Here is a 17222-nt window from a genome sequence, read left to right on the forward strand (position 1 = left end):
ATCGGAATGAGAGGTGAATCACATGAGGATTCTGCATACAGCGGATTGGCATTTAGGGAAAACCCTTGAAGGTCGAAGCCGGCTTGATGAGCAAGCACAGTTTTTAGATGAACTGTATCAAATCGTGAAAGACGAACACATTGATGTCATTGTGATGGCCGGTGATGCCTTTGATACTGTGAATCCGCCTGCTAGAGCAGAGCAGCTTTTTTATGAAAGTCTATCTGCCTTATCTGATAAAGGAAAACGCCAGGTAGTGGTCATTTCAGGCAACCACGATAATCCGGATCGTTTATCAGCCGCATCACCTTTAACAAATGATCAAGGGATTCATTTAATTGGATATCCGACAAATGACATCATCCGTGTCGATGTTCCTTCTGCGGATGAACGTTTATCCATTGCAGCACTCGCTTATCCGTCTGAGGCGAGACTAAATGAGGTGCTAGCTGAAACATTTGAAGAGAAATTGCTTCGTGATCATTACAATTTAAAGATTCAACAAGCGTTTCAACATTTAAGTAATCAATTTCAACCGGATACGGTCAATATGGCAACAAGCCACATTTATGTGGCAGGGGGGAGTCAAACAGATTCAGAAAGACCGATTGAAGTAGGCGGCGCATATACTGTTGCGGCTGAAAGCCTGCCAGAATCCGCTTGCTATGTTGCACTTGGTCATTTGCACAGGCCGCAAACGATCAAACGTGCCAAAACGATTGCTCGTTATTCTGGATCACCTCTTGCTTATAGCTTTTCTGAATCAGGTTACGCCAAATCAGTCACAATTGTAGAGGCAAAACCGAATGAAAAAGCGAGCTGGAAAGAAGTGTTTCTATCAAGCGGAAAACCACTTATGAAATGGAAGGCGACTGAGGGACTGAGTCAAGTGTACGAGTGGCTGGATGAAAAACGGGATCTTCAGGCATGGATTGATCTAGAGATTCATTTAACAGATCAGCTCTCTATTGAAGAGATTCATCAGCTCCGAAAGCAGCATAGTGGGTTTGTTCACATTCGTCCAAAGTTCAAAGAACTACAGCAAATAGAAGAGCAAAAGCAAGTGGAAAAACTCTCGATCGAAGAGAGGTTCGTGAAGTTTTATGAGCGCCAGACAGGTGGCGGTCTGCCTGATGAAAAAACAGTCAAACTGTTTTTAGAGCTAGCCAATGATATGCAAGAGGAGGAAGCGACTTGAAGCCGATTACGCTGACCATTAAAGGACTTCATAGCTTCAGAGAAGAACAAATAATTGACTTTAGCTCATTATGTGATGCGGGTGTGTTTGGCATATTTGGACCGACAGGAAGTGGAAAGTCGTCCATATTAGACGCCATGACACTGGCACTCTATGGCAAAGTGGAGCGTGCGTTAAATAATACACATGGTATTTTGAACCAAGCGGAAGAAAAGCTGTCGGTTTCCTTTACATTTGCTTTGCAAAAGGAACACCACATTTCTTATAAAGTTGAACGTGCTTTCAAACGAGCGGATGAAATGAAAGTCAGAACGACATTATGCCGCCTAATTGAAATCGGTGATACGCAGACAGTTCTCGCAGATAAAGCGAGTGAGGTGAATCGTAAAGTAGAAGAACTACTCGGATTAACCATTGATGACTTTACCCGTGCGGTTGTCTTACCTCAAGGGAAGTTTGCAGAATTTCTCTCCCTCAAAGGGGCAGACAGACGTCAAATGCTTCAGCGGTTGTTTAACTTGGAGAAATATGGAGATCAACTCGTCAAGCGATTGCGTGCAAAGGCTCAAAAGCATTATGGGCAAAAAAATGAACTGCTAGCTGAACTGAATGGTTTAGGAGAAGCTGGTCCAGAGGCGCTGGCAAAAGCAAAGGAAGTAGCTGAGCAGGCAAAGGCTATTTTTCATGAGAAAAAACAAGCGCGGGACGAAGCGTTCACTGCTTTTACAAAGGCGCAAGCGATCTGGCAGTATCAAAAGGAACAAGAAGCTTACGAGACTGAACAAAACAAGCTGAATTTACTGGCACCATCAATAGAAGAGAAAAAGACGAAGCTCCATATCGCAGAGCAGGCAGAGACGCTAAAGCCCTATGCGGATGCATTGACAAAGGCTGAAAAACAGCTTTCTCAAGCATCGAAAGAGAAACAGGAAGCAGAAAAGCAGCTGCTGCATCAACGAACGATCTATGATCAAATGGCGCGGGAGTATGAGCAAGCCCGGCAAAAGAAAATAGAGACAGAGCCAGACCTTCTCCAAAAGAAAGAACAGCTGATTCAGCTAAAAGAAATTGAACGTAAAAAAGAGGCAGCTTTTCAGGAAAAGACGAGCATAGAGCGCCAAAAAAATGAAAAAGCGCAGCAGCTCCTTCAAAAGAAGAAAGAAGCGGAGAATCTCCAATCTCTATTAGAGCGTGCACTAACGAAACAAACACAGCTGAAAAATGAGCTGGAGCAGTTACAAGTTTCAGTGAAAGAACGCAAAAGTGTACAGGATGCTTTACGTTTAAGTGAAAATGTTGAAAGAATAAACCTTAGTATTCAAAAGGAAAAGCAAAAGCTGGAGGAGCTCAACAAGCGAGCCTCACAGACTTCAGAAGCATATGAAAAGCTTCAAAAGCAGCAAAACGACCATTATGAAAAAATAGACCAATCGTTTCAAGCAATTGAACACCTCTATTTTTATGTATGTGAACTCGAACGAGCTCTGACAGAATGGAGTCAAAAAGAACAACAACAGAAACTCGAAAAATTAAAGCAGCGAGATGCGGTAAGGGCGGCAGAATTAAGAAAAGAATTAGCGGCAGAGCTAGTAGATGGTGAGCCATGTCCGGTTTGTGGGTCGATTCATCATGATCCAAAGGCTTTGCAATCCAATGACCATGAAGAAACCGTGGCACAAGTCGATGAAGTCATTCAACGGATGGACAAAGAGCTCAAGCAGGCAGAGGATTATGGGAGAGACATGTATGCCGCAAAGCAGCTTCTTGAAACGCATGCCAATCAATTAGTGAAGCAATTCGCTTTCTTATCTCAGAAAGCCCCTGGAGCGGAAGTCGCTGCAGCAGTAGAAACGGTACAAAATTCGCAGTCTTTGCAGGGTCTGGTGCAAGAATGGAAAGGCATAAAACAGGATACTCAAGAAGTTGAACATAAACGAGCTCGTTTAATGGATGAAACGCATGATCAAGTAGCAGAGATGAGCAAGATAAAAGAGCAAATGACTTTTGAACAGCAGCGCATCGAAGAATTAGAGGTGCTGATCAAAGAGTTTGATGCTGAGCTTTCAGAGCAAACGACTCAATTTGAACAGACCTTCCCGCATCTTACATTGAATCAAGTACAAGAAATGCAAAAGCAAATCGATGAAAAGGACCAACAAGCGGAAGGCTATAAAGAACGTATTGAGAAAAGCATTACGTTTTTGGAAGAAAAACAGCTAGCAAAAGAGCAGCTGCAGACAGTGATATACAATGTCGAGAAAGAACTTGATAAACTAGCGCATCAGTTAGAAAGTCAGCAGCAGCTTATCCAACAATATGAAACAGATTTAGGCCGATATCCATTAAAAGCTGCCTCTATTTCTGATGAACTTATAGAGGTTGAACACACCCTTTCTCTTCTTAATGAAAAAGAGCAGCAATCGTACAAGCAATTGCAGCACGCGCAGCAGTTGTTTAGTGAAGCGCAAAGTCATTTTTCAAGCAGTGAGCGTCAGCTTCAAGAGGCGAACAGGCGAAAACATGAAGCAGAAGCAGCATGGGAAAAACAAGCAGAATCTTCTCCTTTTCATATGCCGCAGGAAATTGAGTCTGTTTCAATGGAACAGCCAGTACGTCAATCGGTCAAACAGGAAATTGAGGAGTTTGAGGATAAAAGAAAGGAATGTGCCGCAAACTTAAAGCGAATTTCTGAATTACTGAAAGAAGAGTCACTGGATGAAAAGCAGTGGACGGACATTCAGCACAGAAAAGCTGCAGCTGAAAAAGCATTGGAAGAAGCGACAGCAATGAGTGGGTCCGCACATGAACACCTGCGTGTGATTGAAGAGAATCATCAGCGCTTTGCAAGTATTCACGAACGATTGGAAGCACTGCAGGAAGAAATTGATCGCCTTGATAAACTGCAAACTGTTTTTAAAGGGAATACGTTTGTTGAATTTTTAGCAGAAGAACAGCTGGAAAGTGTCAGTCGTGATGCATCCGCCCGCTTAGGTATGTTGACGAGACAAAGATATGCGATTGAGGTCGACTCAGAAGGCGGCTTTGTTATGCGAGATGATGCAAATGGCGGTGTTAGGCGTCCTGTGTCCAGCTTGTCCGGCGGGGAAACCTTCTTGACATCACTGGCGCTTGCCCTTGCTCTTTCTGCACAAATTCAGCTGAGAGGTGAATTCCCACTGCAATTCTTTTTCCTTGATGAAGGATTCGGTACGCTCGATCAAGACTTGCTTGATACGGTCATTACCGCATTAGAAAAGCTACAGTCTCACAATTTAGCAGTTGGTGTTATTAGCCACGTGGAAGAATTGAAAATGAGACTACCGAAGAAACTGATTGTTCATCCAGCAGATCCAAGCGGGAAAGGGACAACGGTCTCAATGGAATTAATGTAAATGTTGAGGTGATGACAGGGTGGCAAAGCAAACCATTGGATTATGTGAGCTCTGCGGAAGACAACATGTCCTGCTCACAGAACACCACTTAACACCAAGAGAAGAAGGTGGGGCTTTTTTACCGACTACCTTCCTGTGTATCCCCTGCCATAAACAAGTGCATGCCCTCTTTACAAACCAGGAGCTAGCCGTGCGCTTGAACACACTTGATGCACTAAGGCAGGATGAAAAGCTTGCTTCGTACATCAAATGGATTCGAAAACAGCCGGCAAGCAAGCTGGTTAAAACAAAAAAATCGAGACAACGTAGAAAAAAATAAGCATAAAAAGCGCTCCTCTCATGAAATGACTGTAGAGGAGCTGCTTTATGCATTGCCTACCATATTCTGATCATTTAAGTCAGGATCCACATAGTTGGTGGCGCTAATGCCATTATTTAAGATCAAGAAATCTCCGGTATTCCCCGCTCCAGAGCCTAAAGCAGATTTTGACGAACTTTTAGGTGAAAGGTAAAATGAGTCACCGACGTTTACGACGCCTCCAGAAATAGAGTTAATGTAAATGGGTCCGACAATTGCTGGCATAATCGACATCCTTTATTCGAAGTCATATCACCATCATATGCGCAGGTAGGTCCACTTGTGAGTTTGGCGGACTTTCGTCGTTGCTAAATAACTCTCGAATATGCTTCACTCGCGCAACGGCATTCATTCTACAAGTAGAGCCGATTTGATAGACAGAGGACGATGATACCCCTTCTACATGTATCGAAGAAACTTTAATCACAGGCTTTTCATGGTAAAAAGCCGTTCTAACTGATCGTTCTGGCAGCATCAATGGAATCGGCTCAAAATATACTTCAAATTCTTTCGCATTTAAGTTTTCTGCTTCATAGCCATAAAACAAACTAAGCGTCCGTTGAACAGCTAACACCTTGACCTTCGGGCATAGCTCCTGTGTATCACCAATTTGAACGACACTCGAAATCCCGACAGAATTCACCTTCGAGAACTTCACTTGAGATGTGCGCTTAATCATTATCGAGGTGCCAGAGGAACAAACGGGCCAATGATCAAAGATTCTGGCGGTGTATCAAAAATGGAGGATAATTGTACATGATCTGTGTCCCCGATGATAAATAGGGAAGAGGACGAAACCCCAACTACTTTAATGCTTCCGGTCTCGATGTTGCGGTTGACGACTGTGAAATTCATCCGTTTTCCTCTCCTTTCGTTTCATTTGGAATATGGGCTAAGAAGTGCTCAATCGCTCGTTTAACATCATGCTTCACATATTCAGCAATTTGCTCTGAACGCTGCAGCGGAGTCATATCTTCCCGGTGCGGGAGCTGTCCTGCATAGTATTTGATTCTGCTGTCAATTTGCTTTCGGATGTCCTCAATGATGTGGTGCTTGTTGCTTTCATCAAGAGACCCTTCATATCGCTGCTCCAGCTCTTCAAGAAGTTCTGGCGCTTCTTCGTTTAAGAATGCGTCGACAAGCTGGCGTGTTTGATTGAAAAATTGATCAGCCATTTCTTGCTGCATCATTCCAATGCCCGGGGTTGTTGTTTGGCCCACTTCAAAGTTTTGAACACTGTTTGGATCAGATGGATTGAGCCCGATATTCAGCGTACCTTCCAGCCGCTCGATTTTCAGCTGATCAAATTGATAATCAATCCGTTCAATCGTCGTTGTCGGTTTATCCTTGATCATTTGCATTTCCTGCTGAAGCTCGTTAAGCCTTTTTTCAAGCATCATGATTTGTTGAGTTTGCTTTTGAATGATGCCATGCACTTGTGAAGCGTTGCTTTGATAATCATACATTGACATACACCTCCGGGGATTGCAGATGAACTTAAGTTGTTGGTGACTGAAGCGGTACAAAAGGTGTTGTGCTTGCGCCTTGGGATTCTTCAATTCCTTGAGTGCCTGCTGCGGCAGGTGCTGCTTCTACGTAGCTGCCCGTGTTATACAGATTAGAAAGAGCTTTAATTGAACCAGCGCTCCCAATTTGCAGCACAGAGGAGTTACTGACAGACTCTACACGCAAATAATTAATTTGTATCGCTTGATTAATATAGAAGTTCAACGGATTCTCACTCCTTACAAGTTACCAACAAGCGGTTGATCAATGACATCACTGTCGTACGTATTGGTCACACTTTTATAGTTGCTAATGCGCAATTGATCACCAGTGTTAAAGCTGCCTGCGCCAGCAAACGTTTTAACCTGACTATTTGGAGAAATGGTGATGCAGTCTCCAACATGAACGACTCCGCTCGTTCCGACGGCATTTACTTTAAAGGCTCCAACAATAGCCGGCATAGCGGTGCACATCCTTTATAAAAATAAGGCACTTTGTTTTTGGGCGTTTCACCATAGCTTATGATGTGTCTTTTAATGTGTGATTGTCTTTTTGAAAGCTTTTGATGAGAGGAATGAGGTGTATGGTTTACCCTTTTTTAGAGCATTCATTCGAGGTATATTTGATGCCTTTATTTAAGAGTGTGTCAAGCTCTTGACTGCACCTGATGGTTTCTTCGGCATTCATCCCGAATTTTTTTGCGGTCTCAATTAAATGTAATCTTTTTTGTTCAATTTCATAATTGATCATAACGGACGCCAACTCTCACATTTTTTATCAAATAGAAGGATATGGTTAGTATACCCTATTTTTCTATAAAAAAAGTTGTTTCGTCAATATGAGTAATAAAGTGACAAAATTCGAAAGCGTCCTTACGTGCGATCTCTCTCTTTTCTTATTTCAGCCTGTAAATAACGTCGTCTTTTGTTGATATACTGCCGGATGACCTCTCGTTCTGATTGTAGGATGTCTTTTCTATTTCTCGTATAAGGATCATCTCCGATTCGGTTTTCAATAGAAGCATGCCATTTTTCAATAATTGGACAAAGCCGGTCTTCTAAAAAATGTGTATCGAGTACGTGCTGGAAAAGCGTGTAATAGGCTCTCTTAAACGAAGGGATATCTAGTAATCTAGCAGTTAAAGTATTAAAGCCGCTTACTGGAATATAATCAAACGCCATTTCTTCTCCATGAATGTCACGGCCCCATGTCGCATCATAATCCCAAGGAAGCACTTGGAATCTGCCTTGTTCATTCACATAAAGAGCGTAGTTATGGACAAAGCCGTCAAAGTTTTGTGTGCACACAACACCAATGAGCCAGCGGAAATACTGGGTCACATCTAGGTAATGCTCAATCTTTTCTGCAAATATGTCATCTTTCGCTGTGTTGAGAAAGTAAATAAATTCACTTAGCTGCTGATCATGTTGAGAAGTCCCTGTTTTTTTCTCGTACCCGAGGAGAAGGTGTTTTTTTGGCTTTTTATCAAATGAACTCAAAAGGGAAAAGTTGGCGTCGTCATCGACTGCATAATAAATGCCGCCTCCTGAAAGCTCTCTTTTCTGAAAAAAGTGCTCATCGACGGATTCTATTTTTAAATAAATGCCTTCTTTTCTTCCGTTTATAGTGAGAAACACATGAGACGCTGCAGGGCTTAGCACGCCCATTTGCTCAAAGAAATAAAAGGACAGCCTGTTTCGGATAAACGAAGGGTCATTGTACTCCGCATTTAAATGAAAGATGGATTCGCCTTGTCTTTGCTTTGGCTTTCGATATTCAATTTGATAGGACTTTTTCTTAAGTTTCCTAATATGAGACCCCCGGTATGAAGCATAAATGTGTGATTTGATCTGGCCAGTTTTCAAAATGCCCTCAACAGGTTCGTCGTTCCATATGTCTTTTCTTAATTCAATCAGGTCCTTTGGATGAATCCAAATATCCATTTGCTTTAAAGGTTCTGTGGTCATGTGTTCATCCTCCTCCTTTGCTCTTCTTTACGATATGAAAATGAAGGAATGTCCTGTACCCGTTTGTTAGGTATTCATGGAGTTTTAAAAGAAAGGGGCATCCGCCAAGAACACTTGTCTACCAAGTCTCGTAACATAAAGCAGGGAAGATAAACAGCTTGATCTGTTTGTTTTGTCAAAGTATAGACTGGGAGGGGAATCGTTCGTGAGCACATTTGATCATTCACATATTGAACATGCAGTGGATTCACTTAAAAGTGAGGGGCGTGATCATCACTTAGATCGTGAACCAGAATCGAGACGTTCGCATAAGTCAGCTCGTTCTCGTCATTCAAGTCGCGGTCATTGGTTCTTTGGCGGTGGTGGACGCCGTAAATCATGCCACAGTAAAAAAAGCTACAGAAGCTATCGTTCCAAGAAAAGTTATCGCTCGAAGAAAAGCATGAAGAGTAAAAAGTCAAATAAAAGCAAGAAATCTTGCAGAAGCAAAAAGAGCGAACCGAAAAAGTCATGTCGCAGCAAACACAGATCGCATCATAAGAAAAGCTGCCGCAAGTCGCACCGCAGCAAATGCAGATCGCATCATAAGAAAAGCTGCCGCAAGTCACATCGCAGCAAGCACAGATCCCATCATAAGAAGAGCCACAAGTCGCGCCGCAGCCACTCTTGCAAAAGATGTGGAAAGAAAAAGCATCATTTCCGCAGCAGAGGAAATGTTGATCGCAAATGGGATCAAGGGAACATGTGGGAGTATCGCCGCTACCGCTAAACATCAGATCATCTTTTTTGAAACCCTTTTTAAAAGAGAGTATGATAAAAAAGGGTTTTTTTTATTTCATAGAGAAATAAAATGAGACATCACCACTTAGCGAAATGAAGATTGTGAGGGGAAGACATGAAGTTTTTTACAGGTGAGATACATAGCAGGATGTTTATTGGGGTAGTCATTGATGATGAATGGGTCATGGACGTCAAAAAGGCAGAAGCCAAATTATTCGAGCTAGAGACACTGCCGAACTCTTTAGCTGAATGTATTCATATGGGGGACAAGTTTGTTGAGCATGTCAAACAGCTCCTTGACTGGGCTGAGAAAAAAGAAGAGGATCGCGGTTCTTATGTTTATCCGCTGTCGGACGTGAAACTCTATGCGCCGATTCCAAAGCCAGCTAAAAACATTATGTGTGTTGGAAAGAATTATCAAGATCATGTCATGGAGATGGGAAGTGTAGCCGATATTCCTAAAGATGTGATGATCTTTACAAAGGCACCTACTTCAGTCGTTGGACATGAAGCGGATATCCTCCTTCATGAAGATGTGACGAGTGAACTGGATTATGAAGGAGAGCTTGCGATCGTGATGGGCAAATCAGGGAAGAATATTGCACCTGAAGAAGTCCATGATTATCTATTTGGTTACACCATTTTAAATGACGTAACGGCAAGAGATTTACAGAAAAAACACAAACAATTTTTTATAGGGAAAAGCTTAGATACAACTTGCCCGATAGGACCTTATATTGTGCATAAGTCTGTGATCGAGGATCACGGCGCGCTCCATGTGGAAACAAAGGTTAACGGAGAGGTTCGCCAGTCTGCAAGTACAGAATTAATGATTTTCTCCATCGAGAACATTGTGTCTACTCTTTCAAAAGGGATGACACTAGAAGCTGGTGACATCATTGCAACGGGAACACCTTCTGGGGTTGGCAAAGGCTTTGAACCGCCAAAATTTTTAGCTTCAGGGGATCGAATCGACATCACGATTGAACCGATTGGGACGCTATCAAATCGCGTCAAATAAAGAGTGAGATGACACAGGATTGTCGTTTTGTGTTCGACTTATTTCGTGGTACGATGAGAAGGTAATTGTTCTGATAAAGGGGGAAATAACAGATGGGAACGCATTTACATATTACAGCATGGGTGCTAGGAATTATTTTATTCTTCGTGGCCTTTGCTCTAGCAGGTAAAAACGACAAAGGTGCTAAAATTGTGCACATGATTGTCAGACTATTGTACTTGATCATTATCGCCACAGGCGTAGAGCTGTATGTTCGCACAGGAATGAAGATTCCAGGTTTCGGTGGCGAGTATATCGGTAAAATGATTTTCGGTATCCTTGTGATCGGCTTCATGGAAATGGTTCTTGTACGCAAGAAAAAAGGAAAATCGGTGACTGGTGTATTGATTGGTTTTATCGTACTCGCGATTGTGACCATTCTTCTCGGTTTACGTCTGCCGATTGGTTTTCATATCTTTTAACAGAAAAAGGACATTGCTTATACGAAGCACTGTCCTTTTTATATGCCTTCAAATTGCGAAACCGACCGGTGACCGTCAGAAGTGGTCCATTCAAAACGAATTTGACCTGCGGCGGAGTCGTGGTGACATTGAAGGGCAAGTGATTGTGTATCTGTCGAAAACTGAAAGAAAGAAACTCGTTGAAAAGAATAAAAGGAGGAGAAAACACAATCATAGACGGAAAAGCCAAGCTGTTCTATCTGTGCAGTGATTTCATAAAAGACGTTTTCAGAAACAAACATGAGAAGGTCAAGCAAGCCTTTGGCAAGTGATGATGTATATTGAATTTCTTCACCGCCTTGTACTTCTAACAGCTGTCCATTTTCATGAAGGATCATGGAACCGAGCAGTTCTCCTTTTATCCACCTATCATTTTCCTTCAAACAGATCATCGTACTTTGAAGACTTTCTGGCAGCATGAGTTCTCCTTCTTCATCTTCAATCAGACAATGCCCATTTTCAATGAGTAAATACCCGCTGCACCATCTTCGGCTGCAGCGTTCAAGCTGCTTCATTCGTTTTTCCATTTGCAGACGCTCCTTTCCTCTTTCTTTTCTTACCAAATCATGCTTGTCCTATACGCCCGAGAAAAAAGGACAAATCAACTATCAAGGAGACGATGCATAAACTAAGAAAGGCTGAATGAGAACACTTGAGGAAAAACGGATGGGAGCTGATGATGATGTGTGGAATAACAGGCTGGGCAGACTTTAAAAAGCAGCTCATCCAACAGGACCATGTAATCAATCAAATGACAGATACATTATCTAAAAGAGGGCCAGACGATACAAATACGTGGAAAAGTGAGCACGTTCTATTTGGGCATAAAAGATTAGCGGTTGTAGATGTAGAAGGCGGAAAACAGCCGATGACATATACACATCAAAACCATGCTTATACCGTTGTATACAATGGAGAGCTTTATAACACAGAGGATATAAGAAAAGAATTGTTAAAAAGGGGCCACCGCTTTCTTGGGCATTCTGATACAGAGGTACTTCTTCACGCCTACACAGAATGGAAGGAAGAGTGTGTGACCCATTTTAATGGTATTTTTGCATTTGCGATTTGGGATAGTGAGCGTGAATTATTATTTGCAGGGAGAGACCGGCTCGGCGTCAAGCCATTTTTCTATACAGAACGTCATCATTCCTTTTTATTTGGTTCAGAAATCAAAGCGCTTCTTGCTCACCCTGATATGAAAGCAAAAGTCGATCATGAGGGATTATCGGAGATTTTTGGTTTAGGACCGTCTAGAACACCAGGGCAAGGAGTGTTTAAAGGGGTAAAAGAGCTGAGACCTGCTCATGCCTTGACCTTTTCAAAAAACGGATTGCGTGTGTGGAGATACTGGAATGTCAAAAGCAAGGCGCATACGGACTCGCTCGATGACACAGCACAGCACGTCAAGGATCTCTTTACAGATGCCGTCACAAGGCAGCTCGTCTCTGATGTGCCTGTTTGTACATTTTTATCGGGGGGCGTTGATTCGAGTGCCATTACCGCCATTGCCGCTAAGCACTTTGAGAAAATAGGGAAAGCACCGCTTCATACGTATTCGGTTGACTACGAAGGGAATGATCAATTCTTTGAAGCAAGTCAATTCCAGCCAAATGCGGACGGTCCATGGATTGACCACATGACCAAGGCGTTTCAAACGAATCATCACAGCTGCATCATTGGACAAAAGGAGCTGGCTGCTTATTTAAAGGAAGCGGTTGAGGTCCGAGACTTACCGGGTATGGCAGATATTGATTCTTCCTTGCTTTGGTTCTGCCGAGAAATTAAAAAGGACTTTGTGGTTGGTTTGTCAGGTGAATGTGCGGATGAAATTTTTGGAGGCTATCCTTGGTTTCATTCGGCAAATGAAACGAATGGTTTTCCTTGGATGAGATCGACGGAAGCTAGAACGCAGCTCTTACAAGACTCGTGGCAAAAGAAGCTGTCACTAAAAGAATATGCACAAAGCAAATATGAAGAAACCGTGGCTGAAACGCCTCTTTTAGATGGAGAAACTGGAGTAGATAAAGCCCGGAGAGAACTTTTTTACCTAAATATGGTCTGGTTTATGACAACGCTGCTAGATCGAAAAGACCGAATGAGTATGGGGGCGAGTCTTGAGGTACGTGTACCATTTGCGGACCATCGTCTTGTCGAATATGTATGGAATATTCCTTGGGAAATGAAAATGCATGGAAATCGTGAAAAAGGGGTTTTACGGAAAGCATTAGAGGGAATTTTACCGAATGAAGTGCTTTATCGCAAGAAGAGTCCTTACCCGAAAACACATCATCCAGCCTATACTCAGGCTGTAAAAGAGATGTTAACAGACTGCCTTGCGCAAAAAGATTCTGTCCTTCACGAATTTCTAGATCCGAATCAATTAAAGCAGCTGATTGAAACGGAAGGAGCTTCCTTTCAAGTGCCTTGGTATGGCCAGCTCATGAAGGGCCCGCAATTAATCGCTCATCTGGCGCAAATTCATCATTGGTTTGAAACGTATCGAATTGATATAGAAGCGTAATAAAGGGTCGGCTTTCTTACATTTGTTGAAGGGAAGCCGGCTTTTTTTGATACATAACATGAGACGAATAGAGCACATCGAAAGTTGATCTAATCTTTCTAATTTGTATAATTAACTTAAAGTGAATTAATTTGGAGGAAAAAGGATAATGAAAATCATTGTGATCGGAGCAGGACCAGGGGGACTTGCGGCAGCTATGATGCTTCAAAGCAAAGGACATGACGTTCATGTATACGAAAAGCAGCCCTTTATCGGCGGACGAAACGCTAAGTTTCAACTGGGTGATTTCACGTTTGATACGGGTCCTACCTTTCTCAGCATGATTCATATTGCAGAGGAGCTGTTCACCTTTGCTGGTAAAAATCTTTATGACTATATTGATGTGATCGAATTAAAAGAAATGTATAGATTGATTTTTCAAGACGATCAGCTAGATATGATACGAGATCGTGATGAAATGTATAGACGGTTAGAAGCCTTTGCAACTGGAGAGGGCGAAGGGTATATTCGATTTATGAACGATACGAAGCGAAAAATGGATCGGCTTACACCTATTTTACAAAGTAAAATGGATCGTTTTCATCATTATTTGCGTCCAAAGGTGCTCAAAGCACTTCCGCAGCTTTCATTGAATAAGAGTTTATATGATGTGCTGTCAGATTATTTCTCAAATGAATCAGTGAAATATGCGTTTACATTTCAATCAAAGTATTTAGGTATGTCACCGTGGGAGTGCCCTGGTGCTTTCTCCATTCTATCATTTATGGAGCATGACACAGGTGTGTTCCATCCGAAGGGCGGGGTCAATCAGCTGTCAGAAGCGATGGCAAAAGCGGCGGTTGAAGCTGGAGCAACGATTCATCTGTCAGCCGGCGTCGAAAAACTGCTGACAGAAGGCAGGAAGGTAAAAGGCATTCGCTTAGAATCTGGGGAAGAAATACAGGCAGATGAGGTTGTCGTAAATGGAGACTTTGCACATGTGATGACAAAGCTTGTAGAGCCAGGACTTTTAAAGAAATATAGCGAGAAAAAATTAAAAAAGAAAAAATTCTCATGCTCCACCTTTATGCTTTATTTAGGATTAGATACCATATATGAGGAGCCGCATCATACCATCGTATTTTCCGATGATTATGCGCAATTCGTCAAAGGCATTACGAAAACATATGAGCTGCCAGATGATCCATCTATTTATATTCAAAATGCTAGTGTCACAGATGACTCACTTGCGCCAAAAGGAAAGTCAGCTCTTTATGTATTGGCACCTGTTGCCAACAATCAAAGCGGCATTGACTGGGAAGCGCATCAAGATGAATTCAGAGAACTTGTACTGAATACACTGGAGCGAAAAACCGGTTTTAAGAATGTAAGGCAGCATATAGAAGTCGAACGGATGATCACACCGAAGCAATGGGAGGAAGACCTTTACGTATACGAAGGAGCCACATTTAACCTTGGTCACCAGCTGACGCAGATGATGGTTCTAAGGCCGCACAATGAATTTGATGAATTGGATCATTGCTGGCTCGTAGGAGGAGGAACGCACCCAGGAAGCGGACTGCCGACCATTTTAGAATCAGCACGCATCACGACAAATGCGATTCTTTCAAAAGAGAAACATACGCACAAAACATTGCCGCAACAAGAAAAGGGGAGCGCCTCATGACAAAACATATATTGATTGCAGGTGGCGGTATTGGCGGGATGATCTCAGCACTTTATTTAAAAAAAGCGGGACATGATGTCATGCTTGTCGAAAAAAATGAGCGACTTGGCGGAAGGCTTGCTTTTGTACGTGAGAAAGGATATAAAGTAGATGAAGGTCCGACCATTGTCCTACTTCCAGATATGTTAAAAGGTATTTTACATGAGGTAGGAATTGACGAAGCATCTCTTGATCTTTTGCAGCTTGATCCGCTGTATACGATTCAATTTCAAGATGGAACCTCCTACACGAAGTACTCTGATGCACTTCGTCAGCTAGAGGAAATCAGACGTGTATTTCCAAAGGAAGATCAAGGATTCCTAAGGTTTATGGAAGAAATGACAGACCGGTTTCAAGAAGGACAACAAGCTTTTCTAGAGAAATCATTTCATGAAAAGCGTACATTTTTTACAAAAGCAAACATGAAAATTTTAATGAAATTAAAGGCGTATCGCACGGTTCAAAGTGCCCTGAAAAAGTATTTCTCAGACGAACGCCTGCGAGATGCATATGCACTTCAAACCCTCTATGTCGGAGGAAATCCATATGAAGCATCTGCTATATATTCGCTTGTTTCATATAGTGAGCACGCACATGGAATCTACTATTTAAAAGGCGGCTATGCGAGTTTAGTAGATATATTGGAAGGGCAGCTCATGAAAATGGGTGTGCATGTGAGAAAAAATGTCGAAGTCACGGAGCTAGAGTTTGATGGGAAGCGCGTGGTTAAAGCAAAAGTCAGTGACGCCCATATAGCAGCTGATGCCTTTGTCATCAACGGAGATTATCCAGCTGCGTTAAAACAGCTTGGTTTAGACGAACAAGATCGGCGAAAATACGTGCCGTCCTCTGGCTGTGTAATGGTGTATCTCGGGTTAAACAAAATGTACCATGATGCGCCTGTGCATCAATTCTTTATGGGCGAACACTTTGATCAGCATATGAAAGAGGTTTTTCAAACGAAGACGATCCCTCAAGATCCGTCGTTTTATACATTTAATCCATCGATCATTGATCCATCTCTTGCCCCGGAAGGCTGTAGTGTTTTATATATGCTGATTCCCGTTCCCTCAGGAGATCATATCAACTGGGAAGAGGAGACAGATTTTGTAGAGAAAATGGTCGATCGTCTTGAGAAAAGAGGCTTTCCAAGATTGCGAGAGTCGATTGTCTGGAAAAAAATCAGAACACCAAATGATTCCTTGCGAGAAGGATTGTTTGAAGGTGGCAGCTTTGGACTTGCGCCTAACTTATTTCAATCAGGTGTGTTCCGCCCGCAAGTGAAGGCAGCTGAGACCGATAATCTTTATGCGGTAGGTGCTTCCATCCATCCTGGTGGCGGAGTGCCGATCGTGATGCAAAGTGCGAAGCTGATGGCGTCTGTGCTGTTAAAAGATTTGAATGACAGAAAGGAAGTGAAGCTAAGTGGTTGATGTACAAACAGCATTGAAATTGTGTGAGGAGACGATTCAAACCCATTCTAAAACGTTTTACCGTGCCTTTTCCATGCTGCCTAAAAAGAAAAGACAGGCCGTCTGGGCCGTGTATTCCTTTTGCCGGAGAGCAGATGATATTGTAGATGAGTCCCCCTCGCCAAAAGAGGAGCTTGCCTCCTTTCGAGAGACGTTTGATCGATTTTTACAAGGTGAGGTAGATCGGAATGATCCGATGTGGGTGGCGCTAGCACATACATTTCAAGAGTTTCGTATGGATGAAGCCCCGTTCCGTGACTTGCTCCAAGGTCAGGAGATGGATTTAGAGCAGCACCGATATGAAACGTTAGATGAACTGCTCATTTATTCCTACCATGTTGCTAGTACCGTTGGACTTATGCTGCTTCCTATTATTGCACCGCGTAAAAAAGAACAGCTAAAAGAAGCAGCGATTTCATTAGGGATTGCCATGCAGCTGACCAATATTCTTCGTGACATTGGCGAGGATAAGGCTGAAAGAGACCGCATTTATTTGCCAAAGCAAGTCATGGATCAATTCGGATATACAGAGCAAGAATTGCAAGGAGGCATTATCAATCAAGCATTTCAGCACGTATGGGAGTACATTGCCTTTGAGGCAGAGGCATACTACGAGGAGTTTTTTGACCATCTTCATGAATTCCCGCTCTATTCACGTATACCAGTGAAAGCAGCTGCTCACTTTTATAAAGCCATTTTAGATAAAACAAGAGAAAATGAATACCGCGTGTTTACACAGCGATCATTTATTTCGAACCAAGAAAAAGAACTTATTTTAGAAGATATTACGTAAAAAAGG

The 17222-nt window shown here is 42.5% G+C and carries 19 protein-coding genes; 10 read left to right on the plus strand and 9 right to left on the minus strand.

The window, feature by feature from the left end:
* Window positions 1-22: 22 nt before the first annotated feature.
* From sbcD to MHH41_RS05225, 3 genes are read left to right on the plus strand one after another with little or no spacing between them, the layout of a single operon-like run.
* Entirely contained in the window at window positions 23-1198 is a 1176-nt protein-coding gene (gene sbcD / locus MHH41_RS05215) for an exonuclease subunit SbcD (RefSeq protein WP_044139868.1), read from the plus strand.
* On the plus strand, window positions 1195-4590 hold the full coding sequence (locus MHH41_RS05220; protein ID WP_340865829.1) for an SMC family ATPase: 3396 nt from the start codon (window positions 1195-1197) through the stop codon (window positions 4588-4590). Before sbcD ends, MHH41_RS05220 begins: the two co-directional genes overlap by 4 nt.
* Window positions 4591-4609: 19 nt before the next feature.
* Window positions 4610-4909, plus strand: coding sequence for an HNH endonuclease (locus MHH41_RS05225; RefSeq protein WP_113386916.1), 300 nt, complete (start codon window positions 4610-4612; stop codon window positions 4907-4909).
* 45 nt (window positions 4910-4954) lie between these two features.
* Here MHH41_RS05225 and MHH41_RS05230 read toward each other — a convergent pair whose 3' ends face one another.
* The 8 genes from MHH41_RS05230 to MHH41_RS05265 form a co-directional block, all read right to left on the minus strand.
* Window positions 4955-5173 carry a spore germination protein gene (locus tag MHH41_RS05230; RefSeq protein WP_003211468.1) on the minus strand — a complete coding sequence of 73 codons (219 nt, stop codon included), beginning with the start codon at window positions 5171-5173 and terminating at the stop codon, window positions 4955-4957.
* Between the two features lie 22 nt (window positions 5174-5195).
* Window positions 5196-5627: a spore germination protein GerPE gene (locus MHH41_RS05235; protein ID WP_050945359.1), complete on the minus strand. Its 432-nt coding sequence runs from the start codon at window positions 5625-5627 to the stop codon at window positions 5196-5198.
* Window positions 5627-5803, minus strand: a complete 177-nt coding sequence (locus tag MHH41_RS05240) for a germination protein GerPD (RefSeq protein WP_003210893.1) — start codon at window positions 5801-5803, stop codon at window positions 5627-5629. Before MHH41_RS05240 ends, MHH41_RS05235 begins: the two co-directional genes overlap by 1 nt.
* Window positions 5800-6414: a spore germination protein GerPC gene (locus MHH41_RS05245; protein WP_066031066.1), complete on the minus strand. Its 615-nt coding sequence runs from the start codon at window positions 6412-6414 to the stop codon at window positions 5800-5802. The genes MHH41_RS05240 and MHH41_RS05245 overlap by 4 nt, the downstream gene beginning before the upstream one ends.
* Before the next feature lie 31 nt (window positions 6415-6445).
* Entirely contained in the window at window positions 6446-6679 is a 234-nt protein-coding gene (locus tag MHH41_RS05250; protein WP_034663458.1) for a spore germination protein GerPB, read from the minus strand.
* Between the two features lie 14 nt (window positions 6680-6693).
* The gene (locus MHH41_RS05255) at window positions 6694-6915 is read right to left on the minus strand and encodes a spore germination protein (protein ID WP_003211745.1); all 222 of its coding nucleotides are present in this window, start codon (window positions 6913-6915) and stop codon (window positions 6694-6696) included.
* Window positions 6916-7042: 127 nt separating this feature from the next.
* Window positions 7043-7204, minus strand: a complete 162-nt coding sequence (locus MHH41_RS05260; protein ID WP_012009503.1) for an aspartyl-phosphate phosphatase Spo0E family protein — start codon at window positions 7202-7204, stop codon at window positions 7043-7045.
* Window positions 7205-7326: 122 nt separating this feature from the next.
* On the minus strand, window positions 7327-8421 hold the full coding sequence (locus MHH41_RS05265) for a CotH kinase family protein (protein WP_340865834.1): 1095 nt from the start codon (window positions 8419-8421) through the stop codon (window positions 7327-7329).
* Window positions 8422-8626: 205 nt separating this feature from the next.
* On the opposite strand from MHH41_RS05265, the gene cotG reads away from it, so the two are divergent.
* From cotG to MHH41_RS05280, 3 genes are all read left to right on the plus strand, one after another.
* A complete protein-coding gene (gene cotG / locus MHH41_RS05270) occupies window positions 8627-9190 on the plus strand; it encodes a spore coat protein CotG (protein WP_340865837.1) in 564 nt (187 codons plus the stop codon).
* Between the two features lie 126 nt (window positions 9191-9316).
* Window positions 9317-10222, plus strand: coding sequence for a fumarylacetoacetate hydrolase family protein (locus MHH41_RS05275; RefSeq protein WP_310427153.1), 906 nt, complete (start codon window positions 9317-9319; stop codon window positions 10220-10222).
* Window positions 10223-10314: 92 nt separating this feature from the next.
* Window positions 10315-10683: a YisL family protein gene (locus MHH41_RS05280; protein WP_003212021.1), complete on the plus strand. Its 369-nt coding sequence runs from the start codon at window positions 10315-10317 to the stop codon at window positions 10681-10683.
* 38 nt (window positions 10684-10721) lie between these two features.
* On the opposite strand, the gene MHH41_RS05285 is transcribed toward MHH41_RS05280, so the two are convergent.
* The gene (locus tag MHH41_RS05285) at window positions 10722-11249 is read right to left on the minus strand and encodes a DUF2777 family protein (protein WP_340865838.1); all 528 of its coding nucleotides are present in this window, start codon (window positions 11247-11249) and stop codon (window positions 10722-10724) included.
* A gap of 155 nt (window positions 11250-11404) precedes the next feature.
* On the opposite strand from MHH41_RS05285, the gene asnB reads away from it, so the two are divergent.
* The 4 genes from asnB (at window position 11405) to MHH41_RS05305 (ending at window position 17216) form a co-directional block, all read left to right on the plus strand.
* Complete coding sequence (asnB, locus tag MHH41_RS05290; protein ID WP_106029939.1) at window positions 11405-13246, plus strand: asparagine synthase (glutamine-hydrolyzing); 1842 nt, start codon at window positions 11405-11407, stop codon at window positions 13244-13246.
* A gap of 148 nt (window positions 13247-13394) precedes the next feature.
* Window positions 13395-14912 (plus strand): phytoene desaturase family protein, encoded by a 1518-nt coding sequence (locus tag MHH41_RS05295; RefSeq protein WP_137054812.1) that lies wholly within the window; start codon window positions 13395-13397, stop codon window positions 14910-14912.
* Window positions 14909-16384: a phytoene desaturase family protein gene (locus tag MHH41_RS05300; protein ID WP_340865841.1), complete on the plus strand. Its 1476-nt coding sequence runs from the start codon at window positions 14909-14911 to the stop codon at window positions 16382-16384. Before MHH41_RS05295 ends, MHH41_RS05300 begins: the two co-directional genes overlap by 4 nt.
* A complete protein-coding gene (locus tag MHH41_RS05305) occupies window positions 16377-17216 on the plus strand; it encodes a phytoene/squalene synthase family protein (RefSeq protein ID WP_340865843.1) in 840 nt (279 codons plus the stop codon). Before MHH41_RS05300 ends, MHH41_RS05305 begins: the two co-directional genes overlap by 8 nt.
* The last annotated feature ends 6 nt before the right edge of the window (window positions 17217-17222 follow it).

This window comes from Bacillus sp. FSL K6-1145, from assembly GCF_038003425.1.
Taxonomy (GTDB): domain Bacteria; phylum Bacillota; class Bacilli; order Bacillales; family Bacillaceae; genus Bacillus; species Bacillus pumilus.